Origin of the sequence: Streptomyces sp. NPDC048111 (assembly GCF_043202815.1) — a bacterium.
GTDB lineage: Bacteria > Actinomycetota > Actinomycetes > Streptomycetales > Streptomycetaceae > Streptomyces.
On sequence record NZ_JBIDBD010000003.1, the window covers coordinates 167,600 to 191,888 of the forward strand.

21 protein-coding genes are annotated in these 24,289 nt (G+C 73.6%); 4 read left to right on the forward strand and 17 right to left on the reverse strand.

The annotated features are described in order from the left end of the window. Positions 1 to 44 precede the first annotated feature (44 nt). Entirely contained in the window at positions 45 to 1,946 is a 1,902-nt protein-coding gene (locus ACGF3I_RS08510) for a serine/threonine-protein kinase (protein WP_393129867.1), read from the forward strand. 114 nt (positions 1,947 to 2,060) lie between these two features. Here ACGF3I_RS08510 and ACGF3I_RS08515 read toward each other — a convergent pair whose 3' ends face one another. The 3 genes from ACGF3I_RS08515 to ACGF3I_RS08525 form a co-directional block, all read right to left on the reverse strand. Further along, a complete protein-coding gene (locus ACGF3I_RS08515; RefSeq protein ID WP_393129868.1) occupies positions 2,061 to 2,558 on the reverse strand; it encodes a methylated-DNA--[protein]-cysteine S-methyltransferase in 498 nt (165 codons plus the stop codon). 27 nt (positions 2,559 to 2,585) lie between these two features. Then, a complete protein-coding gene (locus ACGF3I_RS08520; RefSeq protein WP_393130201.1) occupies positions 2,586 to 4,055 on the reverse strand; it encodes a DNA-3-methyladenine glycosylase 2 family protein in 1,470 nt (489 codons plus the stop codon). A 987-nt stretch (positions 4,056 to 5,042) separates the two neighbouring features. Then, positions 5,043 to 6,458 (reverse strand): phytoene desaturase family protein, encoded by a 1,416-nt coding sequence (locus ACGF3I_RS08525; protein WP_393130202.1) that lies wholly within the window; start codon positions 6,456 to 6,458, stop codon positions 5,043 to 5,045. Between the two features lie 171 nt (positions 6,459 to 6,629). On the opposite strand from ACGF3I_RS08525, the gene ACGF3I_RS08530 reads away from it, so the two are divergent. Then, positions 6,630 to 7,406: a DUF4037 domain-containing protein gene (locus ACGF3I_RS08530; RefSeq protein ID WP_393130203.1), complete on the forward strand. Its 777-nt coding sequence runs from the start codon at positions 6,630 to 6,632 to the stop codon at positions 7,404 to 7,406. 85 nt (positions 7,407 to 7,491) lie between these two features. Here ACGF3I_RS08530 and ACGF3I_RS08535 read toward each other — a convergent pair whose 3' ends face one another. Continuing rightward, positions 7,492 to 8,319, reverse strand: a complete 828-nt coding sequence (locus tag ACGF3I_RS08535) for an inositol monophosphatase family protein (protein WP_393129869.1) — start codon at positions 8,317 to 8,319, stop codon at positions 7,492 to 7,494. Between the two features lie 299 nt (positions 8,320 to 8,618). Here ACGF3I_RS08535 and ACGF3I_RS08540 point away from each other — a divergent pair, with 299 nt between their 5' ends. After that, on the forward strand, positions 8,619 to 9,674 hold the full coding sequence (locus ACGF3I_RS08540; RefSeq protein ID WP_393129870.1) for a biotin/lipoate A/B protein ligase family protein: 1,056 nt from the start codon (positions 8,619 to 8,621) through the stop codon (positions 9,672 to 9,674). A gap of 98 nt (positions 9,675 to 9,772) precedes the next feature. Here the strand turns inward: ACGF3I_RS08540 and ACGF3I_RS08545 are convergent, their stop codons facing one another. The 8 genes from ACGF3I_RS08545 to ACGF3I_RS08580 all read right to left on the reverse strand — a co-directional run bounded on the left by ACGF3I_RS08545 (position 9,773) and on the right by ACGF3I_RS08580 (position 17,505). Continuing rightward, positions 9,773 to 10,771, reverse strand: a complete 999-nt coding sequence (locus tag ACGF3I_RS08545; RefSeq protein WP_393129871.1) for a TIGR03842 family LLM class F420-dependent oxidoreductase — start codon at positions 10,769 to 10,771, stop codon at positions 9,773 to 9,775. A gap of 12 nt (positions 10,772 to 10,783) precedes the next feature. Continuing rightward, positions 10,784 to 12,187, reverse strand: coding sequence for a dihydropyrimidinase (gene hydA, locus ACGF3I_RS08550; protein ID WP_393129872.1), 1,404 nt, complete (start codon positions 12,185 to 12,187; stop codon positions 10,784 to 10,786). Positions 12,188 to 12,313: 126 nt separating this feature from the next. Then, positions 12,314 to 13,597, reverse strand: coding sequence for an aspartate aminotransferase family protein (locus tag ACGF3I_RS08555; RefSeq protein ID WP_393129873.1), 1,284 nt, complete (start codon positions 13,595 to 13,597; stop codon positions 12,314 to 12,316). Further along, positions 13,594 to 14,436 carry a nitrilase-related carbon-nitrogen hydrolase gene (locus ACGF3I_RS08560; protein ID WP_393129874.1) on the reverse strand — a complete coding sequence of 281 codons (843 nt, stop codon included), beginning with the start codon at positions 14,434 to 14,436 and terminating at the stop codon, positions 13,594 to 13,596. Before ACGF3I_RS08560 ends, ACGF3I_RS08555 begins: the two co-directional genes overlap by 4 nt. Positions 14,437 to 14,571: 135 nt before the next feature. After that, positions 14,572 to 15,219 (reverse strand): HAD family hydrolase, encoded by a 648-nt coding sequence (locus ACGF3I_RS08565; protein ID WP_393129875.1) that lies wholly within the window; start codon positions 15,217 to 15,219, stop codon positions 14,572 to 14,574. Between the two features lie 93 nt (positions 15,220 to 15,312). Continuing rightward, the gene (locus ACGF3I_RS08570) at positions 15,313 to 16,554 is read right to left on the reverse strand and encodes an alginate lyase family protein (RefSeq protein WP_393129876.1); all 1,242 of its coding nucleotides are present in this window, start codon (positions 16,552 to 16,554) and stop codon (positions 15,313 to 15,315) included. A 169-nt stretch (positions 16,555 to 16,723) separates the two neighbouring features. Continuing rightward, a complete protein-coding gene (locus ACGF3I_RS08575; RefSeq protein WP_393129877.1) occupies positions 16,724 to 17,248 on the reverse strand; it encodes an NUDIX hydrolase in 525 nt (174 codons plus the stop codon). Then, complete coding sequence (locus ACGF3I_RS08580; protein WP_393129878.1) at positions 17,245 to 17,505, reverse strand: helix-turn-helix domain-containing protein; 261 nt, start codon at positions 17,503 to 17,505, stop codon at positions 17,245 to 17,247. The genes ACGF3I_RS08575 and ACGF3I_RS08580 overlap by 4 nt, the downstream gene beginning before the upstream one ends. 194 nt (positions 17,506 to 17,699) lie before the next feature. Here ACGF3I_RS08580 and map point away from each other — a divergent pair, with 194 nt between their 5' ends. Next, positions 17,700 to 18,467, forward strand: coding sequence for a type I methionyl aminopeptidase (map, locus tag ACGF3I_RS08585; RefSeq protein WP_393129879.1), 768 nt, complete (start codon positions 17,700 to 17,702; stop codon positions 18,465 to 18,467). Between the two features lie 163 nt (positions 18,468 to 18,630). On the opposite strand, the gene ACGF3I_RS08590 is transcribed toward map, so the two are convergent. From ACGF3I_RS08590 to ACGF3I_RS08610, 5 genes are all read right to left on the reverse strand, one after another. Next, a complete protein-coding gene (locus tag ACGF3I_RS08590) occupies positions 18,631 to 19,368 on the reverse strand; it encodes a glycoside hydrolase family 75 protein (protein WP_393129880.1) in 738 nt (245 codons plus the stop codon). Positions 19,369 to 19,528: 160 nt separating this feature from the next. Continuing rightward, positions 19,529 to 21,343 (reverse strand): gamma-glutamyltransferase, encoded by a 1,815-nt coding sequence (ggt, locus tag ACGF3I_RS08595; RefSeq protein ID WP_393129881.1) that lies wholly within the window; start codon positions 21,341 to 21,343, stop codon positions 19,529 to 19,531. A 175-nt stretch (positions 21,344 to 21,518) separates the two neighbouring features. Continuing rightward, positions 21,519 to 22,751, reverse strand: coding sequence for a cytochrome P450 (locus ACGF3I_RS08600; protein ID WP_393129882.1), 1,233 nt, complete (start codon positions 22,749 to 22,751; stop codon positions 21,519 to 21,521). Between the two features lie 44 nt (positions 22,752 to 22,795). After that, on the reverse strand, positions 22,796 to 23,569 hold the full coding sequence (locus ACGF3I_RS08605; protein ID WP_393129883.1) for an alpha/beta fold hydrolase: 774 nt from the start codon (positions 23,567 to 23,569) through the stop codon (positions 22,796 to 22,798). A gap of 116 nt (positions 23,570 to 23,685) precedes the next feature. Then, positions 23,686 to 24,285, reverse strand: a complete 600-nt coding sequence (locus ACGF3I_RS08610) for a hypothetical protein (protein ID WP_393129884.1) — start codon at positions 24,283 to 24,285, stop codon at positions 23,686 to 23,688. Between the last annotated feature and the right edge of the window lie 4 nt (positions 24,286 to 24,289).

Consider the following 24,289-nt stretch of genomic DNA (forward strand, 5'->3'; position numbering starts at 1 on the left):
GGGGCGTCGGCGTGATGAACCGCCGTAACAGGGGACGGATTTCTATGAGTGCACCTTCCACCGATCTTTTCCAGCCGCTGGGCCCGGACGATCCGGCGGTCGTGGGCGGCTACCGGCTGAGCGCCGTGCTCGGCTCGGGCGGCATGGGCAAGGTGTACCTCAGCCACACCCCGGGCGGGCGGCCCATCGCGCTGAAGGTGATCCGGCCGGAGTTCAGTGAGGACCCCGAGTTCCGGCGGCGCTTCCAGCAGGAGGTGCGCGCGGCGCAGCGGGTGCAGGGGCTCTACACCGCGCCCGTCATCGACTTCGACACCGAGGGCGCCCAGCCCTGGCTCGCCACGGCGTACGTGCCGGGCCCCTCCCTCGCGCACGCGGTCGGCGCGCACGGCCGGCTGCCGCTGCGCAGTGTGCTGCTGCTGACGGTCGGCGTCGCCGAGGCGCTGCATGTGATCCACGGCGCGGGGATCGTGCACCGGGACCTGAAGCCGGCGAACGTCCTGCTGGCGTCCGACGGTCCCCGCGTCATCGACTTCGGCATCGCCCGCGCCGCCGACGCGACCTCGCTGACCGGGCACGGCGTGAGCGTGGGCACCCCCGCGTTCATGGCGCCCGAGCAGGCCTCCGCCGGCACGGTCACTCCTGGCACCGACATCTTCGCGCTCGGCCAGATCGCGGCGTTCGCGGCGATCGGCGCGCCCGCGTACGGCGAGGGGTCCTCGCACGCCGTTCTGTACCGCATCGTGCACGAGGACCCCGATCTCAGCGCGCTGCCCGACGAGTTGCGCGCCCTGGTCACCCGGTGCCTCAGCCGCGACCCGGCGGACCGGCCCAGCCTGACCGAGGTCATCCAGATGTGCCACGACCTCTCCCCGGAGCCGTTGCGCCAGGGCGAGGACTGGCTGCCCACGGCGGTGGCCGGCTCCATCACCGAGCGGCTGCGGCTGCCCGCGCCGGCCACGACCCCGCCGCCGCAGCCCGCCGCGCCGCCGACCCCCACCGAGGTGTCCGCGCAGCCTCCGACCGCCGCGGCCCACCCCGCGCCGCTGTATCCGCCGACCAGCCCCGGGGTGGCCGCGGCCGCGACGCAGAGCGCGCCCGCGACACCGCCCCACGCCACGCCGGCCCCGATGCCGCCGGGCCCCCTCCCTGCGTCGCATCAGACTCCCCCGCCCGGCTATCAGACCCCCGCGCCTGGCTACCAGACGCATCCCGGGTATCCGGTGCAGGGCGGCTACCCCGCACCGGGCGGATACCCGGGGCAGGGCGGATACCAGACGCCCCCGCCGGGATACGGTCCGGGGCACCCGGCCGCCCCGGCCGCGGCCTCCTCGCAGCGCAAGCGGACCGTGCTGGTCGTCGTCGGGACGATCGTGGTGGCGGTGGTCGGCCTCGGGGTGATCGGGGCCCTGCTGCCGGACGGTTCCTCCAACAAGTCCCGCAGCAGCGGGAGTTCGGCGGGTTCGGGCTCGAAGAACGCGTCGAACGGGGGCGGTTCGGGCAGCGCCGCCAAGAAGCGCCCCGACCCCACTCCGGTCTCGTACAAGGGCATCGAGCTGACCGCCGACTACCAGCTGATGCTCGCCGACAACCCGCCGCGCCCGGTCTCCGGGGGCAACGCCGGCGTGATGTACAACCACGGGGACTTCTACTTCTACCGTGACGGCATGTTCGGGGACACCAAGGTCGGTACCGACAACGGCAAGCTGGTCGTCCTGAACAACGCGCAGAAGGGTTCGCTCGCGACCTGCCGCGCCGAGACCCGGTACACCGACAACGTCGGCCTGGACCAGCTGACGGACGGCTCGGAGATCTGTGTGCTGAGCGACGCGGGCCACATCGCGGTGGCGACGTACCGCGGCAAGTCCGGCAGCAAGGACCCGAGCACCTACATCACGCTCGACCTCACGGTCTGGCGCAACGCCGAGGCACCCAAGAAGAGCGACTAGGAGAGGCTGGACGGGGAGGGGCTGCGACCGGGACAGGCTGCGAGCGGAGGGGCCCGGCGTGCCCGGGCCCCTCGACGGCGGCCGGTTCGTCCCGGCCCCCGCGCCCCGCGCTCCTCAGAACAGCGCGTCCTCCAGCTCTCCCCGCTCGAACGCAAGGAGCCGCTGCTTGCGTTCGAGGCCGCCGCCGTAGCCGGTCAGGCTGCCGTTGGCGCCGATGACGCGGTGGCAGGGCACGATGATGCCGACCGGGTTCTTGCCGTTGGCCAGACCCACCGCGCGCGAGGCGTTGGGGTTGCCGAGGGCTTCGGCGAGTTCGCCGTAGGAGCGGGTCTCGCCGTACGGGATCTGCTGGAGCTGCTCCCAGACGCGCTGCTGGAACGCGGTGCCCTGCATGTTCAAGTCCAGCTTGAAGTCGGTGAGTTCGCCCGCGAAGTACGCCTCAAGCTGACGGACGACCTCGGGGAAGGGCCCGTCGTCGTCGCGCTCGCCGAAGGTCTCCTCGGCCGGCCGGTGGCGCTGGTTCTCCATGTAGAGACGGCTGAGAACGCCGTCGGCCGCGACCAGGGTGAGCGGGCCGTAGGGACTGTCGATGACGGTGTGGGTGATGTGCACGGCTGCCTTCCTCTTCCCGTGATTCCCTTATGCGGGAAGGTAGTTGATGGCGTGGTCCTCGGTGGCCCAGAGGTACTGGACCGCGTAGGCGCGCCAGGGCCGCCAGGCCGCGGCCCGCGCGGTGAGCGCGGCCGGCGTCGAGGGCAGCCCGAGGTTCTGGGCGGCGCGGCGCATCCCGAGGTCGGTCGGCAGGAAGGCGTCCGGGTCGCCGAGCGCGCGCATCGCGATCGCCTCGACGGTCCAGGGCCCGAAGCCGGGCAGGTCCATCAGCTGGGCCCGGGCCTGGTCCCAGTCGCTGTCGATGCCGAGGCGCAGGCTGCCGTCGGCGAGCGCGCCCACGAGCGTGGTGAGGGTGAGGCGGCGGCTGCGCGGCAGCGCCAGTGTCTCCGGGTCGAGCTCCGCGAGCTGGGCGGGCGTCGGGAAGAGGTGGGTGAGGCCGCCCGTCGGGTCGTGCACGGCCTGGCCGTGTGCGACGACGAGCCGGGCCGCGTGCGTGCGCGCGGCGGCCGTGGAGACCTGCTGCCCGAGCACGGCCCGCACCGCGAACTCCGCCGCGTCCACCGTGCGCGGCACCCGGCGCCCCGGCGCCTTGTCGACCAGCGGCGCGAGCAGGGGATCGGCGCGCAGGCGGTCGTCTATGGCGACGGGGTCCGCGTCCAGGTCGAGCATCCAGCGGCAGCGGCTGATGGCGATGGTGAGGTCGCGCAGGTCGGTGAGGTGCAGGACGCAGCCGATGTGCTCGGGCTGCGGGGTCAGCTCGGCGATGCCGTGGCCGTACGGCAGGGACAGGGTGCGCCGGAACGCGCCGTCGCGCCACTCCTCGACCCCGGGGACGCCGGTCGCGGCCAGGTGGCCGAACAGGTTGTCCGGGGTCAGCGGGGCGCGGAAGGGCAGCCGCAGGGTGATCGCGCCGGGCGTCTGGCGGGCGATGCCCCGGGTGGCGCGGGCCCGCAGCTCGGTCGGGGCCAGGGCGAAGACTTCGCGGACGGTGTCGTTGAAGGTGCGGATCGAGGAGAACCCGGCGGCGAAGGCGACCTCGGCCATGGGCAGCGGAGTGGTCTCGATGAGCAGCCGCGCGGTCTGGGCGCGCTGGGCCCGGGCCAGGGCGAGCGGGCCGGCGCCGAGCTCGGCGAGCAGCTGGCGCTCGATCTGGCGGGAGCTGTAGCCGAGGCGGGCGGCGAGGCCCGGGACGCCTTCGCGATCGACCACCCCGTCCCTGATGAGGCGCATGGCGCGGGCGACGGTGTCGGCGCGGGCGTTCCACTCCGGCGAGCCGGGGGTGGTGTCGGGGCGGCAGCGCTTGCAGGCCCGGAAGCCGGCCTGCTGGCAGGCCGCCGCGCTCGGGTAGAAGGTCATGTTCTCGACCTTCGGCGGCACGACGGGGCAGCTGGGGCGGCAGTAGATGCGGGTGGTCAGGACGGCGGTGAAGAACCAGCCGTCGAAGCGGGCGTCCTTGGACTGGACGGCGCGTACGCAGCGCTCGGTGTCGGTGTGCATTTGGGCGGGGGCTACGGGGGCCATGTGTCCAGCATCGGGTACGGGGCGCCGTCTCGCTGGCAGGAATCCGACATCGCCCTGCCCCAGCCAGCCCGACACGCGCCGACCCCGGTGGGCCCTGCCCGCCCGGCCGGGGGGTCGGGGGCCTGGGGTGCCTGCCCGCCCGGCCGGGGGTTCGGGGGCTTGGGCTCCGCCCCAGACCCCGGGGGACTCGCCCACCCGCCCGCCCGTGCAGCGGGTCGGATGGCTCGGCTCCCTGGGGCTCCGCCCCAGACCCCGAGGGGCTTGCCCACCCACCCGCCCGTGCAGGGGGCTGGATGGTGCCGGGCCCTGGGGCTGCGCCCCAGACCCCCTGAGGGGCTCCGCCCCTCGAACCCCGGGAGGCTTGCCCACCCGCCCGCCCGTGCAGCGGGTTGAAGGGCTCGGGCCTCCGGGGCTGCGCCCCGGACCCCCTTGAGGGGCTCCGCCCCTCGAACCCCGGCGGGGGCTGCGCCCCCTGCACCCCCCATCGCGCCTGAACGGCGCTCGTCCTCAAACGCCGGACGGGTTGAAGATGCGCATGCTGGCCGGCATCGGTGCGGTTAGGGGCGCGGGGAACTGCGTGAGACGAGCTGGGATCCACGTGCGGGCCAGCACCGGCCCTGCCAAGGGGCGCGGGGAACTGCGCAAGGCAGGCAGGGATGCAGGTGCTGCCCAGCACCGATCCCGCCAAGGGCGCGAGGAACTGCGCAAGCCGGCCTAGGACAGGCGTGCGGGCCCGCACCGGTCCCGCCAGGGGCGCGAGGAACTGCGCGAGAAGCGACCACGGTCCGCAGATGACTGAGGGTTCGGGGCGCGGGGAACTGCGCAAACCCCGGCCACCCCCAGCATCCCCACGACGCGGCCCGCAGGCAGCCGGAGTCAGAGCGCGGCATCCCGTGAGGCGGCCGCAGGCGGCCGGGGTTAGGGGTGCGGGCATCCCGTGAGGCGGGGCGGGGGCGGACCGGGTCAGGGGCGCGGGGAACTGCGCAGGGATCGCCACGCCGCCTTTGCCGCGTTGTGGCCCGACATCCCGTGCACCCCAGGCCCCGGCCACGCCGCCGACGAGCACAGGAACACCGACGGGTGCCTGGTCGCGTAGGGGAACAGGGAGATCTTCGGGCGCAGCAGCAACTGGAGACCCCGGGCCGCGCCGCAGGCGATGTCCCCGCCGACGTAATTGGCGTTGCGCGCCGCCAGTTGGGGCGGCCCGGCCGTCGCACGGGCGAGGATCCGGTCGCGGAAGCCGGGCGCGAACCGCTCGATCTGCCGCTCGACGGCGTCCGTGAGGTCGCCCTCCCACCCGTTGGGCACATGCCCGTACGCCCAGAACACATGCTTGCCCCGGGGGGCGCGGGAGGCGTCGACGAGGCTGGGCTGGGCCGTGATGAGGAAGGGGGTCTCGGGGGCGGTGCCGCCCGAGGCCTGGTTCAGGGCCGTGGCGATGTCGCGGCTCGACGGGCCGACCTGGACCGTGCCGGCCCGCCGGGCCTCCCGCGCCGTCCAGGGAACCGGCCCGTCGAGCGCGTAGTCGAGCTTGAAGACGGCCGGGCCGTACTGGAACCCGTCGTAGGCCCGGCCCAGCCCGGCGATCCGGGCGAGCGCGGTCGGCGAGGTGTCGAAGAGGTAGGTGCGGGCCGGCGGCAGGTCGTCCAGGCGCTTGACCTCGTACCCGGTGTGGACGACTCCGCCGAGGTCGCGCAGATACCCGGCGAGCGCGTCGGAGATCGACTGGGAGCCGCCGCGCGGCAGCGGCCAGCCGTTCTCGTGCGCGGCCAGCGCGAAGAGCAGACCGACACCACTGGTGGCCACGCCGCTCAGCGGGGCGATGACATGGGCGACGAGTCCGGCCATCAGGGCGCGCGCCCGGTCGTCGCGGAAGCGGCGCATCAGCCAGCTGTACGGCGGCAGCCCCACGGTGCCGAATCGGGCGAGGCCCACGGGGTCGCGCGGCAGTGCGGTGAGCGGCAGCGACATGAAGTCCCGCGCCAGGACGTCCCACTTGCCGAGGTAGGGCGCGACCAGACGGCGGTACGTACCGGCGTCGCGCGCTCCGAAGGAGGCCGCGGTCTGGCCGACCGAGCGGGCCAGTACGGCGGCGGTGCCGTCGTCGAAGGGATGCGCCATCGGCAGGTCGGCGTGGAGCCACTCCAGGCCGTAGCGCTCCAGCGGCATGTTCCTGAAGGCCGGGGAGCCGATGCCCAGGGGGTGCACGGCGGAGCACGGATCGTGGCGGAAGCCGGGCAGGGTCAGCTCCTCGGTGCGCGCACCGCCGCCCACGGTCTCCTTCGCCTCGAAGACCTCGACGCGCAAGCCCCTCCTGGCCAGTTCGACCGCAGCGGTCAGCCCGTTGGGTCCCGCCCCCACGACGACGGCATCGAGCATCGACGGCACCTAGGACTCCTTCACGCCATGGCCAGGGCCCCCAGGATATTCCGGTGCGCCCGCCGTCCGGCCAGGGGTAGCGTCCCGCCGGTGGACGCACACCTGGACACGCACCTGGACGGGCACACGAAGACGCACTTGGGCTCCCCCTTCGGCGCCCGTGTCGCCGCCGTGGCCGGCCGGCTCACCGAGGTGCCCGGGGTGGTGGCGGTCGCGCTCGGCGGCAGCCGGGCGCGGGGCACGCACCGGCCCGGCTCCGACTGGGACCTCGGGCTCTACTACCGGGGCGAGCCGGACGTCACGGCCCTGGCCCGCCTCGCCGAGGAGCTCACCGGCGCCCCGGTGGAGATCGCGGCGCCCGGCGGCTGGGGACCCTGGGTCAACGGCGGGGCCTGGCTGACGCTCGACGGCGTCGCCCTCGACTGGATCCTGCGCGACCTGGACCGCGTCGAACGCGTCTGGGCGGACTGCTGTGAAGGTCGCTACGAGGTGGGGACGCAGCCGGGCCATCCGCTCGGTTTCTGGTCGCCCGCCTACCCCGGGGAGGTGGCTCTCGGGCGCGTACTGGCCGACCCCCAGGGCGAGTTGACGGTGCTTCAGGAGGCGGTCCGGCATTATCCGGAGCCGCTGCGGGCGGCCCTGGTCGCGGCGTCGTGGGAGGCGGAGTTCTCGGTGGCGGCGGCACGCAAGTCGGCCGGCCGCGGCGACGCGCTGCATGTGGCGCTGTGTCTGTCGCGGGCGTTCGGCGTCCTGGTCCAGTCGCTGCACGCCCACCACCGGCGCTATGTGCTCAACGAGAAGGGCGCGCTGGCCTCGGCGGCGGCCCTGCCCGCCGCGCCGCCGGACTTCGCGGCCCGGGTGTCGGCGGCACTCACCGCCCTCGACGCCGGGGCCGTCGAGGCCGCGGACGCCCTGGTGCGCGAGGTACGGACGGCGCTGTCACCCTGAGGGCCCGCACCGGCAGCACCTGACACCTGGCACCCGGGCGCCCCGGGCCGAAGCCCAACGCCTCGGCCCGGGCGCCCCGGCCGGGCTACTCCCCTGCCAGCAACCCCCGTATCCGCTCCGCCGTGGCCGCGTCCCGCGCCGCGGTGAAGGGGAGGGCGTTGCCCCCGGCGATGCGGAACGGCTCGCCCGCGATGGTGATCTGGGCGCCGCCCGCCTCCGCGACCAGGAGCAGGCCCGCCGCGTGGTCCCAGGCGTACTCCCAGGAGAAGGCCACCGCGTCCAGCTCGCCGCGCGCGACGGCCAGGTATTCGAGGCCGGCCGAGCCGCACGGCCGGGCCTGGACGCCCTCGGTGACCAGGCCGAGCAGGGCCCGCTTCTGCTCCGGTGTCGTGTAGTCGGGGTGGGACATCGCAACGTCCAGGACGGCTCCCGGCGCGGGCGAACCGGCGTGCAGGGGCTCGCCGTTGAGGGTGGCTCCGCGGCCCCGTACGGCCACGGCCATCTCGTCGAGCGCCGGGGCGTACGTCCAGGAGGCGAGGAGTTCGCCCCGGTGGGCGAGGGCGACCAGGGTGCAGAATCCGGCTTCCCCGCGGACGAACTGACGGGTGCCGTCGACCGGGTCGACGATCCACACCGGAGCGTCGCCGCGCAGCGCCTCGTACACCGCCGGGTCGGCGTGCACGGCCTCCTCGCCGACGACGACCGAGCCGGGAAGTATCGCGGTGAGCGAGGCGGTGAGGTGCTCCTCGGCCAGGCGGTCGGCGACCGTCACCAGGTCGTGCGGGCCGTTCTTCTCGACGATCTCGTGCGCGGCGAGCCGGCGGAACCGGGGCACGATCTCGGCGGCGGCCGCCTTGCGGACCGCCTCCTCCACTGTCGCCGGGTCAACTGCGGGAAACGCTTCGTCGATCATGTGTCCAGCAAAACACGCGCCACTGACAACGGGCGAACCGCTCCCCACGCCGTCCTCCCGGGTACGGGCCGGCCGGGCCGCGCTCGACGCGCGGCTGCCCGAAGCGGCACGGGAGTGGCTCGCCGCGGACCGGCCGTGCACCCCGCCGGGAGTGGCTCGCCGCGGACCGGCCGTGCACCCGGGTCGACCACCCGCCGGGCGGAACCCGGTCGCGGACGCGGCCCTGCGAGCGGGGCGTACCCGGGAATGCCTCCCGGCCTTTTACGGTTGGACCGCGCGGAACACAGGGAGGCACAACGGTGCACGGCGAATACAAGGTCCCCGGCGGCAAGCTCGTGGTCGTCGATCTGGAGAGCCGCGACGGCGTCCTGCGGGACGTGCGGGTCGCGGGCGACTTCTTCCTCGAACCGGACGAGGCGATCCTGGCGATCGACGCGGCGCTTGAAGGGGCGCCGGCCGACGCCCCCGCGGCCCAGCTCGCCGCCCGCATCGACGCGGCCCTGCCCCCGGGCACCACCCTGTACGGGCTGACGTCGGACGGCGTCGCGGTCGCGGTGCGCCGGGCGCTGGCGCACGCCACCGACTGGACCGACTACGACTGGCAGCTCATCCACGAGCCCCCACAGTCGCCCGAGCTGCACATGGCGCTCGACGAGGTGATCACCGCCGAGGTCGCGGCGGGCCGGCGTCCGCCGACGCTGCGGGTGTGGGAGTGGGGTGCGCCCGCCGTGGTCATCGGCAGCTTCCAGTCGCTGCGCAACGAGGTGGACCCCGAGGGCGCCGAGCGGCACGGCATCACGGTGGTGCGGCGGATCAGCGGCGGCGGCGCGATGTTCATCGAGCCGGGCAACACGATCACCTACTCGCTGTCCGTGCCGGACGCACTCGTGCAGGGCCTGTCCTTCGCGGACAGTTACGCCTATCTCGACGACTGGGTCCTCGGCGCGCTCGGCGATCTGGGCGTCAAGGCGTGGTACCAGCCGCTGAACGACATCGCGACCGAGGCCGGGAAGATCGCGGGCGCCGCGCAGAAGCGGATGGTGGCGGACGGCGGGGCGGTGCTGCACCACGTGACGATGGCGTACGACATCGACGCGGACAAGATGACGGACGTGCTGCGCATCGGCAAGGAGAAGCTGTCCGACAAGGGCACGAAGAGCGCGAAGAAGCGCGTCGACCCGCTGCGGCGCCAGACCGGCCTGCCGCGCGAGGCCGTGATCGAGCGGATGATCGCCTCCTTCCGCTCTCGTTACGGGCTCACCGAGGGCAGGGTGACGGACGAGGAGATGGCCCGGGCCCGCGCGCTCGTGGCGGCCAAGTTCGCCACCGAGGAGTGGACGGCGCGGGTGCCGTAGCGCGTGCCGACGGGCCTTCAACTCCCCTGCGGTCCGCGGTGGTTGTCGCGAGCCGTGCGGGTGCGCGCGGATGCGGCCGGAGGGGTGGGGGTCGCGGGTCAGCGCAGGGCCGGGATGACCTGCTGTCCGTAGGTGTCGATGACGCTCTCCCGGGCGTCGTGCATGGCGTACACGGCGAACTGGTCGACGCCCAGTTCGCGCAGGGCCTTGAGCTTGTCGATGTGGGCCTGCGGCGGGCCCAGGAGGCAGAAGCGGTCGACGATCTCGTCGGGGACGAAGGCGGTGTCCGGGTTGTCGGCGCGGCCGTGGTGGCTGTAGTCGTAGCCCTGGCGCTGCTCGATGTACTCGGTGAGGGCCTCGGGCACCAGGCCGGAGTGCTCGCCGTAGCGGGCCACCAGGTCGGCGACGTGGTTGCCGACCATGCCGCCGAACCAGCGGCACTGCTGGCGGGCGTGCGCGAGGTCGTCGCCGACGTAGGCCGGTGCGGCCACGCAGATGGTGATCGAGGAGGGGTCGCGGCCGGCGTCGGCGGCGGCCTTGCGGACCGCCTTCACCATCCACTCGGTGAGGAACGGGTCGGCGAGCTGGAGGATGAAGCCGTCCGCCTTCTCGCCCGCGAGCGCGAGGGCCTTGGGGCCGTACGCCGCCATCCACACCGGCAGCTTCCCGTCCTTCACCCAGGGCAGGCGCAGGCGCTGCCCGTCGACGTCGGCCTCCCGGCCCTCGGCGAGGTCGCGGATGACGCCCATCGCCTCGCCCAGCCGGGCCAGCGTGTTGGGCTTGCGTCCGGCCACCCGCATCGCGGAGTCGCCGCGCCCGATGCCGCAGACGGTGCGGTTGCCGTACATGTCGTTGAGGGTGGCGAAGGTGGAGGCGGTGACCTCCCAGGTGCGGGTGCCGGGGTTGGTGACCATCGGGCCCACGTGCAGGTGGCGCGTGTTGGCCAGGATCTGGCTGTAGATGACGAAGGGCTCCTGCCAGAGCACCGCCGAGTCGAAGGTCCAGCCGTAGCGGAAGCCGTTGCGTTCGGCGCGCTTCATGAGGCTGATGACCTGGGCGGCCGGCGGGTCGGTCTGCAGGACGAGTCCGAAGTCCATGGTGCGGTGCTCCTAGCCGAGGTACTGACAGGTGGCGCGCGGGACGTAGCAGCCGTGTCCGGCCCGGCCCGTGAACTTCCGTTGTTCGATGACGAGTTCGCCGCGCGACAGGACCGTCTCGACCTGTCCGGTCAGGCGCTTGCCCTCGTAGGCGGAGTAGTCGACGTTCATGTGGTGCGTGGCGGCGGAGACGACCTGTTCGGCGTGCGGGTCGTACAGGACGATGTCGGCGTCGGCGCCGGGCGCGATGGTGCCCTTCTTGGGGTAGAGGCCGAACATCCGGGCCGGTGTGGCGCAGGCGATCTCGATCCAGCGGCGGCGTGAGATGTGTCCGTCGACGACCGCCTGGTGCAGCAGGTCCATGCGGTTCTCCACGCCGGGCAGACCGTTGGGGATCTTGGAGAAGTCGCCGCGGCCCAGTTCCTTCTGGCCCGTGAAGCAGAACGGGCAGTGGTCGGTGGAGACCACCTGGAGGTCGTTGGTGCGCAGCCCGCGCCAGAGCGCGGCCTGATGTTCCTTGGGGCGCAAGGGAGTTGAGCAGACGTATTTGGCGCCCTCGAAGTCGGGCTCGGCGAGGTTGTCGGTGGACAGGAACAGATACTGCGGGCAGGTCTCGCCGAAGACCGGGAGTCCCTTGTCGCGGGCGGCGGCCAGTTCCGCGAGGGCTTCCTCGGCCGAGACGTGCACGACGTAGAGAGGGGCGCCGGCGACCCTGGCCAGCTGGATCGCCCGGTGGGTGGCCTCGGCCTCGAGGAGCGCCCTGCGCACCTCGCCGTGGTGGCGGGGGTCGCGCTCGCCGCGTGCGAGCGCCTGCTCGACCAGGACGTCGATGGCGATGCCGTTCTCGGCGTGCATCATGACCAGCCCGCCGTTGGCCTCCGCGCGCTGCATGGCGCGCAGGATCTGCCCGTCGTCGCTGTAGAAGACGCCGGGGTAGGCCATGAACAGCTTGAAGGAGGTGATGCCCTCCGCCACCAGGAGGTCCATCTCCTTCAGGACGCCCTCGCCGACGTCGGACAGGATCATGTGGAAGCCGTAGTCGATGGCGCACCGGCCGTCGGCCTTGGCGTACCAGGCGTCCAGACCGGCCCGCAGGGCCTGGCCCTTGGACTGGATGGCGAAGTCGACGATGGTGGTGGTGCCGCCCCAGGCGGCGGCGCGGGTGCCGGTCTCGAAGGTGTCGGAGGCGAAGGTGCCGCCGAAGGGCATCTCCATGTGGGTGTGCGCGTCGACGCCGCCCGGGATGACGTAGCGGTCGGTGGCGTCCAGGACGCGGTCGGCGGTCCAGCCCTGGGCCACGGTGGAGCCGTGGGCCGCGAGCGCCGCGATCCTGCCGTCCTCGATCAGTACGTCGGCGTGCGTCTCGTCGGAGGCGGTGACGACCAGGCCGCCGCGGATGAGGGTGCGGGTACTCATGGGTGGAGCTCCCTTTCGTACACGTACGGGTACACGTGGCCGGCGCCGATGCCCGTGCCGGTCCGCGTGCTCGTGCCGGTGCTCGTTCTCGAATCCGGGCCGGTGCGCGTGCCCGGGCCGCGTCGACTACAGGGTGTGCAGGGCGCGTTCGAGGATCGCGGCGCCTTCCTCGGCCTCGGCGACGGTGAGGGTGAGCGGCGGGGCGATGCGCAGCACGCTGGTGTCGTGGCCGCCGCCCTTGCCGATGAGGAGGCCGCCCTCGCGGGCCGCTTCGAGGACCGCGGCGGCGGCTTCGGGGTCGGCCCGGCCGCTCTGCTGGTCGACCAGCTCGATGGCGGCCATGAGGCCGCGCCCGCGCACCTCGCGGACCATCGGGAGCTGGGCGCAGATCGCGCGCAGCCGTTCCATGAGCAGCCCGCCGACCCGGCGCGCGTTGCCCTGGAGGTCGTGTTCGAGCAGGTAGGAGAGGTTGGCGAGGCCGGCGGCCATGGTGACGGGTGAGCCGCCGAAGGTCGAGATCGAGTTGCTGTCGAGGCTGTTCATGACCTCGGCGCGGGCGACGACACCGCCGATGGACATGCCGTTGCCGATGCCCTTGGCGAAGGTGAGGATGTCGGGCGGCCCGTTCTGCCCGTGGGCCTGCCAGCCCCAGAAATGATCGCCGGTACGGCCCCAGCCGGTCTGCACCTCGTCGGTGATCCACAGGATGCCGTGCCGGTCGAGGACCTCGCGGAACGCGGCGTACAGACCGTCGGGGGGCGAGGTGAAGCCGCCCACGCCCTGGACGGGCTCGGCGATCAGGGCGGCCACGTTGCGGGTGTGGCCGAGCAGGTCCTCCAGGTCGGCCACGCAGGCCTGGACGAACTGGGCGTCGGTGAGGTGGGCGTAGGGGCCGCGGGTGCGGACGCCGCCGTGCACGTACAGCGTCTGGAGCGGCGAGAGGCTGGTCGGCGACCAGGCGTGGTTGCCGGTGATGCCGACCGCGCTGAACGAGCGGCCGTGGTAGCTGTTGCGCATCGCGAGGATCTGGTTGGAGCCCCGGTGGGCGGTCGCGAGCAGCAGCGCTGTGTCGTTGGCCTCGGTGCCGGAGGTGGTGAAGAAGACCCGGGCGTCGGGGATGCCCGACAACTGGGCGATGCGCTCGGCCAGTTCGACCATCGGGCGGTTGAGGTAGAGCGTCGAGGAGTGGATGATCCGGCCGGCCTGTTCGGCGACGGCCTTGGTGACCTCGGGCAGCGCGTGGGCGGTCATCGTGGTGAGGATGCCGCCGAAGAAGTCGAGGTACTGGTTGCCCTCGGCGTCCCAGACGTGGCGGCCCTCACCGTGGGTGATCTCGATGGGCCGCCGGTAGTAGAGGGCGAGCCAGTCGGGCAGGACGGCGCGGTGACGTTCGTACAGGGGGCGGTTCACGGCTTCACCAGGCCTTCGTAGGCGTCGGGGCGGCGGTCGCGGTAGAACGCCCACTGTTGGCGGACCTGCTCGATGAGGCCGAAGTCCAGGTCGCGGACGAGGAGTTGCTCGTCCTTGTCGTCGGCGACCTCGCCGACGAACTGCCCGCGCGGGTCGACGAAGTAGCTCGTGCCGTAGAAGTCGTTGTCGCCGTACTCCTCGCGGCCCACGCGGTTGATGGCGGCGATGAAGTACTCGTTGGCGACCGCGGACGCCGGCTGCTCCAGCTGCCAGAGGTGGGCGGAGAGGCCGCGCGAGGTGGCCGACGGGTTGTAGACCAACTGGGCGCCGTTGAGGCCGAGTTGACGCCAGCCCTCGGGGAAGTGGCGGTCGTAGCAGATGTACACCCCGACCTTGCCGACGGCCGTGTCGAAGACCGGCCAGCCGAGGTTTCCGGGCTTGAAGTAGTACTTCTCCCAGAAGCCCTTGACCTGCGGGATGTGGTGCTTGCGGTACTTGCCGAGGTAGCTGCCGTCGGCGTCGATGACGGCCGCGGTGTTGTAGTAGAAGCCCTCGTCCTCGATCTCGAAGACGGGGACGACGACGACCATCCCGGTCTCGCGCGCGAGTTCCCTCATCCGGGTGACGGTCGGGCCGTCGGGGACGGGTTCGGCCCAGCGGTAGTGCTCGGCCTCCTGCACCTGGCAGAAGTAGGGGGCGTTGAACACCTCCTGGAAGCCGATGATCTTCGCACCCTGCCGGGCCGCCTCGCGGGCGTGTTCCTCATGCTTGGCGATCATGGATTCGGTGTCGCCGGTCCAGGTCGCCTGGACCAGTGCGGCGCGCACGACATTGGCCATGAGCTGCTCCTTCGACGGGTCGTCAGCCAGCCAAATCCACACGCGTAGATCCGTGTGTGGATGAGACCGTAAGGCGCGTCACGCACCGTGGCAAGACCATCGCCGCTTCGGCGAGGCTAATTGCGGCGCCACAGGTCAACCCCGCGTGAAGGGCTCCCCAAGGCCTGACGCGGCGTCACCTGGCGTGCCGTACGGACCGGGCAGACGGCCCCAGTTGCCGCGCCGGGCGTGGCGCAGCAGCACCGGGTCCTCGCCCACGACCACGCGGTGGCCGACCTCGGCGAGCAGCGGCAGGTCCGCCGCCTCGTCCGCGTACGCGTAGCAGCGGGCCGCCGTGATGCCGCGCTCGCGCAGCAGCGTACGGGCCGCGTACCCCTTGCCCTGGCCGGCCATCGGCGCCCGCGGGGTGGAGCAGAGCACGGCGTCGGGCGCGAGCTGGCGGGTGACGGGCGCGAGCTCGGCGGCGCTCGCCCGGGCCACGAGGACCACCAGGTGCCCGAGCGCCAGATGACCGTGCAGGGCGGCCAGGACCGGCGGATGCCACAGCCGGCCGAGCGGCACGGTGACGGCGGCCAGGTCCGGCGTGGCGAGCAGGGTGCCCTCCACGTCGAAGAAGGCGGCGGCGGGCGGCCGGGGCGCGCCGGCCTGCGCCGGAGAGACGGGCGGCCGGGGCGCGCGGGCCTGCGCCGGGGCGGCGGCCGACCGGGGTCCGCGGATCTGCGCCGGAGAGGCGGTCGGCGGGGGTCTGCGGGCCTCGGAGGGCGGGTGGCTGGTCGTGTCCATTGCCCGGACCCTGCCCACGGCCCCCCGCCGCTCAATCCCCGATCTTCAACGTTCTGTTGAATGCGCCGCGGATTCGTCCGGATCCCGCCGCCATCACACCGCGGTGCCGGGATTCTGGGCGTGGGTGAGGGTCTCCCAGGCGACGAAGAGGTCGTCGGTGCCGCCCGGCCGCTGCCGTTCGGCGAGCCTGCTCGTCTCCGGCAGCGCCATGTGCAGCCGGTTCTGGAGGTGGTTGAGCAGCACCTCGACGTCCGGGCCCATGGTTCGCTCGACCTTGCCGCCGCACAGCCAGCCCGGCGCCGGCTCCCCCAGCTGGTAGCGGGCGTGGAACTCGGCCGCCGCCTTCAGGCGCTCGGCGGTCGGCCCGTACAGGTCGATCCCCTGCTGCCAGGCGGTCTCCGCGATGTGGGCGGAGGCGGCCAGCGAGTACCCGATGTGCATGAAGTTGCGGCACGTCTCCTGGCCGAGCCCGTCCTGGTAGGTGCGCTGGCCGAACCAGTACGTCGCCAGCCGGTCGGCGGTGTTCATCGAGCCGCCGGGCGGAGGCTTGGGGAGCCGGCCGTCGGAGGCCAGGTAGAAGTAGGCGGGGACGCGGGCGCGGTAGCGGTCGAGGGCGTCCTTGAAGATCTGGTGGTCCTCGACGAAGACGGCGATGCCGATGGCCGCGTCCGTCATCGCCAGCTCCCAATTCCCGTTGTAGTCGGGGACCTTGGCGGTGACGGCGGGCAGATACGCCTTGCGCAGCATCCACTTGAAGCGCTGCACCGCCGGGCCCCGCCACTGCGGATAGCCCGCGTGCACGATGTCGGCGGCGCGCGCCCAGGACGACCCGGCCCAGGCCGTCTGGAGGTCGGCGTTGCCCTCGGTGTGCTGCTTGATGGTCCCCGCCCAGCCGTCCATGATCTCGACGGCCTTCTTCGCGTGGGCCTCGTTGCCATTGACCGACCACAGCAGGGCCTGGGTGTACGCGGCGATGGCGTCCTCGCGCTCGGCGAGGCAGGCGGGCGGGCCCGCGTTCGGCGGGCAGGGGACGGTCTCGGCGGGGTGCGGCACATAGCTCAGCGAGCCGTAACGGCTGGTCCGCATCTTCTCGTAGGCCGAGCTCCACGGCTCCTGCCCGGCCCGCACCTTCGCCCGCACCGTGGCGAGCTGGCCGGCGCCGACGACCACCCCGGGGTGGTGGAAGACCAGCGTCGCGGGGTCGGCGCGACCCACGGCGGAGGCGGCCGAGACGTGCGGGTCGGGAGCGCAGGCGGCGAGCAGCGCGAGGGCGCCGGCGGCCAGGGCGGCGACGGCTCTCGGCGAGCGGCGCCGGCGGGTGCGGGAGATGAACACGCTCCCACGGTCGCCCTGGGCACGCGTCCACGCAGGATCTATTGCGCCGAACAGGCAGACGGGGCACCGCCGGGCCCGCCCTCATGCGCGCGGACCTCGGCCGAAGGGCGCCGTTCCGTCCCCGCGCGTGGCGCCTGCGTACGAACGGCACCACCGGCTCCCCGACGGCTCAGCCGAACGTGCCGGGCACCTCGCGCGGGTCCACGTACCCCAGCTCGACCGGCGGGGCGCCGGACGCGTGCCGGTCCAGCAGCGCCGGGAGGCGGGGCGGCCAGATCTGCTCGTCCGCGTCCCGAAGCTCGCCCGCGCTCCACCAGCGCGAGCCGAGGATGCCGTCGGCACGGTGGGCCTCGGCGACGCCTGCGCCGAGGGCCCGGCGGGCCAGGGGAACGACGGACAGGTAGACGTGTTCGTGCTGGCGGACGGGGATCCCCGCGCGGGTGAAGTCGTGGGTCCAGGTGCACAGCAGCGGGCCCGGTTCGAGATCGGTCCAGCCGGTCTCCTCGCGCAGCTCGCGGCGGGCGCCCTCGCGCGGGGTCTCGCCGGGGTCGAGGCCACCGCCGGGCAGGGCCCAGTGCGGGCCGGCCTCTTCGTTGTCGTAGCGCAGCAGGAACACCGCGCCGAGCGGGTCGCGCACCGCTACGCGTGCCGCCCTGCGCGGGATGCGCGGGATGCGCGGCGGCACGGAGGTCACGCGGCCACTGCGGGCGGGGGTGCGCAGGCGGAGGCGATGTCGTCCATCGACAGGCCGAGGACCGAGGCCAGCGCCGCCACCGTGAAGAACGCGGGGGTCGGGGCCCGGCCCGTCTCGATCTTGCGGAGGGTCTCGGCGGACAGGCCCGCCGCGGCCGCGATCTCCGTCATGCTGCGGTCGCCCCGCGCCGAGCGGAGCAACCGGCCGAGCCGCTCGCCGCGTTCACGCTCTGCGGGAGTGAGAGGAGTGCGGACCATGCGGCGATTCTAGACCCGCCGCCCGGGACGCCACCCCGGCCGGCCCCGGTCCGCCCCGGCCCGCCTCGTTTCGCCGCGGCCGGCCGCGACAGCGGGCCCGCACCGAGGCCGGTGCCGTGGCCGGTGCCGCGACCGGCGGGTCCGCGCCACGGCCGGTGCAGTCACCCCATTTAAATACCGGTATAGTAATGGGAATGGTGGAGATCAAGAGCGATGCACAGATGGACGCGATGCGTGAGGCGGGGCGGGTGGTCGCCCAGGCGCTGGCGGCGGCGAGGGACGCGGCGGGGGTGGGAGTGAGCCTCGGCGAGCTGGACGAGGCGGCGCGCGAGGTCCTGTACAAGGCGGGTGCCACCTCGCCGTTCCTGGACTATCACCCCGAGTTCGCCCCCGTCCCCTTCCCGGCCACCGCCTGCGTCTCGGTCAACGACGCGATCGTGCACGGCATCCCGGACGGCTACCGGCTGCGGGACGGGGACCTGGTCAGCGTGGACTTCGGCGCGGTCCTCGACGGCTGGGCCGGGGACTCGGCGATCAGCTTCACGGTCGGCCGGGCCCGGCCGGCGGACGTACGGCTGGTGGAGACGGCCTTCAAGGCGCTGGACGCGGGCATCGCGGCGGCGGTCGTCGGCAACCGGATCGGCGACATCGCGCACGCGATCGGCACGGAGTGCCGCTCGGCGGGCTACGGCATTCCGGACGGTTTCGGCGGCCACGGCATCGGCCGGCACATGCACGAGGACCCGGGAGTGCCGAACGAGGGCCGGGCCGGGCGGGGCATGCGGCTGCGGCACGGGATGGTGCTCGCGATCGAGCCCATGGTGATCGGCGACGGCACCGACGGCTACTACCCGGCGGCCGACGGTTGGACGCTGCGCACGGTGAGCGGGGCGCGGGCGGCGCACGCCGAGCACACGGTGGCCATCACCCACGATGGGCCGCGCGTCCTGACCGCCCTCTAGGACCGGTGCCCGTCGGGCCGCCCGTCCTCACCGCCCTCCAGGACGGTCGCGGACGGCAGCCCACGGCCGGTGGCACCCGGCACCCACCGGCAGGGCCCCCGGCCGGGCAGGCACGCTCGCGCCAGGCCCGGCAGGCACGCTCCCGCCGGGCCGGGTGCTCCCCCTAGTTGGCGGCCAGGAACCGCTGCGCCAGTTCACGGCCCAGGGCGACCGTCGCGTCATGGCTCTCGATGGGCTCGCTGCGGGAGTCCCTGAACAGGATGTACGTGACGCCGGACGGGGCCCCGCCGGTCCGGGGCGTCGGGTCGATCCCGAGCGCCTTGGCCGTGGCGTAGGAGGCCTCGCCGATGGTGGCGGTGGGCCCGGTGTCGCCGACGACGGCGTACTCGACGCTGTTGTTGTAGACGACGGCCGCCACCGTGCCGCCCGTGATGCCCGCCGCGGCGTGGTCCCACCGGGCACTCGCACCCGGCACCACCACGTACGGCAGCCGCTCCGCGTCGAGCGGCGTGTCGTTCGACTGGTGGAAGCGGGTCTCGGGCTGGAACCACGGGTCGGTCTTCTTGTTGCAGGCCTTGCCGACCCGGCCGTCGCAGTCGATGTCCAGATCGGCCGTCCAGAACACGGCGCCGTTCAGACCGCAGACGGGCACGGTGGCCTCCGCCCCGGGGTCCGTGCGGTATTTGCCGTGGGAGATCTGGGCGCAGCTCTGCGTCTTGGCGAGGAGCTGGGCGGCCCCCACCGGCCCGTTGTCGGCGCCGGCGGCCGGAGCGACGGCCGCTGCCGGGTCGCGCGCGGTCGACGGGACGGCGTCGGCGCCCCGCGCGGTGGCGGGGAGAGCGGCCGCGGCGAGCAGGGCGGCGCCCGATGCGAGGGCGAGGGTGAACGGTCTGGAGCGCACGGGGGTGGACAACCCTTCTGTCGGGACCGCTTCCTTACCCGTTGTGCGGATCATCCGATCGTCGCCCGTCACCGCTTCGGCCCCGTCCGCGACAAGAGGCCCGTGGTTCCCGGCCGTTCAGGGCGGGGGCCACGGGCCTCGTCGGCAACTTCGGCCGGTTCTACTGCTTTCCACTCGGATGGACCACAAGCGCCGAGCCGCCTCCGCGCCGCACCGGCTCGGCGGCGGCGAGCCAGCGCCCGTCGGGCAGGCGCTGCACTCCGGTCGCCGCCCCGATCTCGGGGTTCAGCGTGAAGGAGTGCCCCAGTGCTTCGAGGTCCGCCCTCAACGGGCTGTTGTAGAGGGCGGGTTCGAGCTCCGTGTTGGCGGCGTTGCGCTGGCTGGCGCGCGGCGCCGCGATGGCGTCGACGAGCGGCATGCCGCGGTCCAGGTGGTTGATCAGCGTCTGGAGGACGGTGGTGATGATGGAGGCGCCGCCGGGCGAACCGAGCGCGAGCACCGGTTGGTCGTGGCGGTCGAGCACGATCAGCGGCGAGATGGACGAGCGCGGGCGCTTGCCCGGGCCCGGCAGATTGGGGTCGTGGACGGCGGGATTCGCCGGGGCGAAGGAGAAGTCGGTGAGTTCGTTGTTGAGCAGGAAGCCGCGGCCCGGCACGGTGATCCCGCTGCCGCCGGTCTGCTCGATCGTCAGGGTGTACGAGACGACGTTGCCCCACTTGTCGGCCACCGTCAGATGCGTGGTGTTCTCGCCCTCGTACGTGGTGGGTGCCGCGGCGCCGGACGTCCCGCACGCCTCGGGGTGGCTCGGGTCACCGGGCGCGAGCGGGCTGGTGAGGACCGCGTCGTCCCTGATCAGGCAGGCCCGGGCGTCGGCGAAGCGCTGCGAGAGCAGCCCACGGGTGGGCACCTTCTCGAAGGCCGGGTCGCCGACCCAGCGCCCCCGGTCGGCGAACGCGATCCGGCTCGCCTCGATGTAGTGGTGCAGGTACTGGACCTCGGAGGCCTTGGACAGATCGGTGCGCTCCAGGATGTTGAGCGCCTCGCCGACGGTGGTGCCGCCGGAGCTGGACGGCGGCATGCCGTAGACGTCGAGCCCCCGGTAGCCGACCTTGGCGGGGGCCCGGAACATCACCCGGTAGGCGCGCAGGTCCTGCTCGGTGAGGTCGCCCTTGCGCACCACCCGGGTGGACTTCGGGTCGACGGGCGGTGTGCGGACGGTCCGTACGACGTCCGCGCCGAGGTCGCCCCGGTACAGGGCGTCGACGCCCTTGCGCCCCAACTCCTCGTAGGTGCGCGCCAGATCGGGGTTCTTGAAGGTGGAGCCGACCGCCGGGGGCTGCCCGCCGGGCAGGAACAGCGCGGCGGAGGCGGGGAAGTCGGCGAGGCGGGTCTGGTTGTCGGCGGTCTGCTTGCGGAAGGTGGCGTCCACGGTGAAGCCGTCGCGGGCCAGGCGCTCCGCGGGCTTGAGGAGGGAGCCGAGGGACTTGGTGCCCCAGGCGTCGAGCGCCCGGTCCCAGGTGGCCGTGGTGCCGGGGGTGCCGACGCTGAGTCCGCTGGTCACCGCGTCCGCGAAGGACAGCGGCTTGCCGTTCTCCAGGAAGAGCGAGGAGGTGGCCGACGCGGGGGCGGTCTCGCGGCCGTCGAGGGTGTGCACGGAGCGGGAGGCCGCGTCGTAGTAGACGAAGTAGCCTCCTCCGCCGATGCCCGCGGAGTACGGCTCGGTGACGCCGAGGGCCGCCGCGGTGGCGACGGCCGCGTCCACCGCGTTGCCGCCGTGCTTCAGGACGTCGAGGCCCGCGGCGGACGCGTCGGCGTCGGCGCTGGCGACGGCTCCCCCGTAGCCGATCACCTCCGGCACCTTGGCGGGGGTGCGGCCCGGCGGCGCGGCCGTGGTGGGCGGGGCCGCCGCGACCGAGGCGGCCACCGCGGCCGCCGCGGCGAGGAGGGACAGGGTGCGGGCAGCGGGACGACGCATGCTTACCTCCCGAAGGCGAACGTCCGCGCAGCGTAACGCCGTGCCGGGGGCCACGTCATGGGCATGTCGAACACGGGCACGAACTCCCCACGGGGTCCGCCCGGGCGGACCCGGTCGCCACCGGGGTGCCCGGGCACCGCCCCGGCGGCCCAACGTCACATCGCGCCCGCCGTGCTCAACTCACCTTCAGGTAGAGAGACTTGATGCCGTTGATGAAGTTGGAGACGAGACGACGGGGCGGGGCGGCGAGTTCCGTACGGGGCCAGGCGCGCAGGGCCTCCTCGTGCAGCACTCTCAGCTGCAGCCGGGCGAAGTGGGCGCCCAGGCAGACGTGCGGGCCGTCGCCGAAGGAGACGTGCGGGTTGGGGCTGCGGGCCAGGTCGAGGCGGTGCGGATCGGTGAAGACGCGCTCGTCGTGATTGGCCGACGCGTGGAAGACCACGACCTTGTCCCCCGCCGCGATCGGCTGCCCGCCGAGTTCGGTGGCGTGCCCGGCGGTGCGCCGGAAGCTCAGCACCGGGGGGTGCCACCGCAGGAGTTCGTCGACGGCCGTGTCCACCGGCACCTGACGTTCACTCAGCAGAGCACGCTGCGCCGGGTGTTCGGCCAGGGCGAGCAGACCTCCGGGGGCGGCCGCGCGGACCGTGTCGTTGCCCGCCACCGTCAGCAGGAAGAAGAACATCTCCAGTTCGGCGTCGGCGAGTTGCGCGTGGGCGAGCGAGGTCATGATGTCGTCGGCCGGACGTGCGCGCTTGTGGGCGGCGAGCTCCTGGGCGTACGCGAACATCTCGGCCAGCATCGCGGGCGAGCGCGGGTTGACGGGCCGCCCGCCGGGGCCGCGGACGGGGGGCTCGTCCGGGTCCTGGTAGGCGATGACCCGCTCGGTCCACTCCAGGAGCAGCCCCCGGTCGCCGGGCGGCACCCCGAGCAGATCGGTGAGGTTGAGCAGGGCGTAGTCGTCGGTGACGTCGGCGACCGCGTCGAGCACCCCGTCCTCGGCTCCGTCGCGGGCCGCGGTGAGCAGGGTGCGGGCGCGCTCGCGCACCGTGGCCTCGAAGCGCTCGACGCGGCCCGGGGTGAAGGCCCGGCTCACCAGGCGGCGCAGGGCGAGGTGCTCCGGCGGGTCCTGGTTGAGCATCATGCGGCGGATGAAGGGCAGGTCCGCCGGGTCGGGGTCGCGGATCTGGGTGGCGCCGAGCGCGGAGGAGAAGGTGCCCGTGTCCTTGAGGACGGCCGTGACGTCGGCGTGCCGGGTGACCGCCCAGAAGCCGGGGCCGGCCGGCCAGCCGAGCACCTCGGGCTCGGCCTGCCGGGCGACCGGGTGGCGGTCGCGGAGCTCGCGGTAGGCGGCGTGCGGCGGGCCGGTCGCGTACCGGCGCGGGTCGAAGACGTCCGGGAGGTCAGTCACGGCGGTGCGGGCCCGGGGCGCCGGTGCGTGCGGCGGCCGGGGGCTCAGACATGGTCGGCCCGCAGGAAGTCCTCGACGGTGCGGATCAGGTCGAGCGGCGCCTCGTCCATGGCGTGGTGGCCGGCCAGGGGCAGTTCGACGAGCTGGCCCGCCGGATACCAGCGCAGCCAAGTGCCGCGCAGGAACTCGGCGTTGATGGCCGGGTCGAGCGCTCCGGTCACCGCGAGCGCGGGCACCGGGGAGCCCTCGGTCTCCTCGTGGAAGTCCTCGCCCGACCAGGAGTCGAGCCAGGCGCGGAACGCCTTGGGGTCGCTGCGCTCCACCGAGCGCCAGGTCATCCGGTCGAGCCAGGCGTCGGGTCGGTTGCCGCCGGTGGTGAGGTCGATGATCGCGCGGCGCTTGGCCGGGTACTCGGCCGCCCCGGTGAACAGGGCACGGGTCGCCTCGTCCATCGGCATGCCACTGGCCGGTACGGGCGATATGCCGACCATGCGCCGCACCCGGTCGGGGGTGGCGGCGAGGACGCGCTGGACGACGGCGCCGCCCATCGAGTGGCCGATCAGGGAGAAGCGGTGCCAGCCGAGCCGGTCGGCGAGCGCCAGCACGTCCTGGGCGCCCTCGCTCGTGGTGAACGCGCCGGAGGCGTTCCTGGCCTCGCCGTAGCCGCGCAGGTCCACGAAGGCGTAGGTGAACGCGGCGGCGTCGAGGTCGGGCAGGACGGCCGCGTAGTCGCCGCGGTCGGCGAGCCAGCCGTGCACGGCGACGACCCGGTGCGGGCCGTCGCCGTGGAGGGTGTGGGGCAGTGTGAATCCGGCCATGAACACTCCGATTCCGGGCAGCGGTCGTCGGCGTACGCGCCCGCGGGTGGTGCTGTCGGCGCGCGGGACGTACGCGTACACGGTGGCGGTCGCTCTGCCGCGAGGCAAGAAGCCGGTCAGAACTGCCAGGGACTGTCGGCCGGTTGTGCCGTGCGGTCCTCGACGGCGACCTCCGCCGGCGCGAACCGGCGCACCAGCGAGGCGACGGCGCAGGCGTCGAAGACGAAGAGCTGCTCCTCGAAGCAGAGCCCGTGGGCCCCCGGGGCGCGGCCGAGCACGGGCGCGAGGCGCCGGTACATCGAGCGGGGGCGGCTGATGTAGGGCAGGGCGGGTGAGCGCAGGTCGAGGACGAGGAAGCGGCGCACCTTGGGGCCCGAGCGCACGGCGACGGCGGTCACGGCGCTGACGTCGTCCCAGTCGACGCGCCCGGCGAGCCAGGTCGGCAGCCGGACGGTGAAGGTGTCGGCGTCCACGTCCAGGCGCAGCGGGCGCACCAGGTACCCCACGAAGGTGGCCGCGGCGGCGAACAGGACGAGGCCGGCGGCGCTCATCACGGGGCCGGCGACGTCCCCGTTGGGGCCGTCGAAGACCGCTACGGCGGCGAGGCCCCAGATCACGACCGCGACGGCGGCGGCGAGCGGGACCCAGGTCAGGGAGCGCCGCAGCCGCAGGACGACCGGGGCGGCGGGCTGTAGGGCGCTGGCTGAATTCTCCACACGC

What these genes read in the sequence shown, in the direction of transcription:
- ACGF3I_RS08510 (WP_393129867.1), top strand. Translation starts at nt 45, where the DNA reads ATGAGTGCACCTTCCACCGATCTTTTCCAGCCGCTGGGCCCGGACGAT.
- ACGF3I_RS08520 (WP_393130201.1), bottom strand. Translation starts at nt 4,055, where the DNA reads ATGCACACCGACACCGAGCGCTGCGTACGCGCCGTCCAGTCCAAGGAC.
- ACGF3I_RS08525 (WP_393130202.1), bottom strand. Translation starts at nt 6,458, where the DNA reads ATGCTCGATGCCGTCGTCGTGGGGGCGGGACCCAACGGGCTGACCGCT.
- ACGF3I_RS08535 (WP_393129869.1), bottom strand. Translation starts at nt 8,319, where the DNA reads ATGATCGACGAAGCGTTTCCCGCAGTTGACCCGGCGACAGTGGAGGAG.
- ACGF3I_RS08545 (WP_393129871.1), bottom strand. Translation starts at nt 10,771, where the DNA reads ATGGACTTCGGACTCGTCCTGCAGACCGACCCGCCGGCCGCCCAGGTC.
- hydA (WP_393129872.1), bottom strand. Translation starts at nt 12,187, where the DNA reads ATGAGTACCCGCACCCTCATCCGCGGCGGCCTGGTCGTCACCGCCTCC.
- ACGF3I_RS08560 (WP_393129874.1), bottom strand. Translation starts at nt 14,436, where the DNA reads ATGGCCAATGTCGTGCGCGCCGCACTGGTCCAGGCGACCTGGACCGGC.
- ACGF3I_RS08565 (WP_393129875.1), bottom strand. Translation starts at nt 15,219, where the DNA reads ATGGACACGACCAGCCACCCGCCCTCCGAGGCCCGCAGACCCCCGCCG.
- ACGF3I_RS08580 (WP_393129878.1), bottom strand. Translation starts at nt 17,505, where the DNA reads ATGGTCCGCACTCCTCTCACTCCCGCAGAGCGTGAACGCGGCGAGCGG.
- map (WP_393129879.1), top strand. Translation starts at nt 17,700, where the DNA reads ATGGTGGAGATCAAGAGCGATGCACAGATGGACGCGATGCGTGAGGCG.
- ggt (WP_393129881.1), bottom strand. Translation starts at nt 21,343, where the DNA reads ATGCGTCGTCCCGCTGCCCGCACCCTGTCCCTCCTCGCCGCGGCGGCC.
- ACGF3I_RS08605 (WP_393129883.1), bottom strand. Translation starts at nt 23,569, where the DNA reads ATGGCCGGATTCACACTGCCCCACACCCTCCACGGCGACGGCCCGCAC.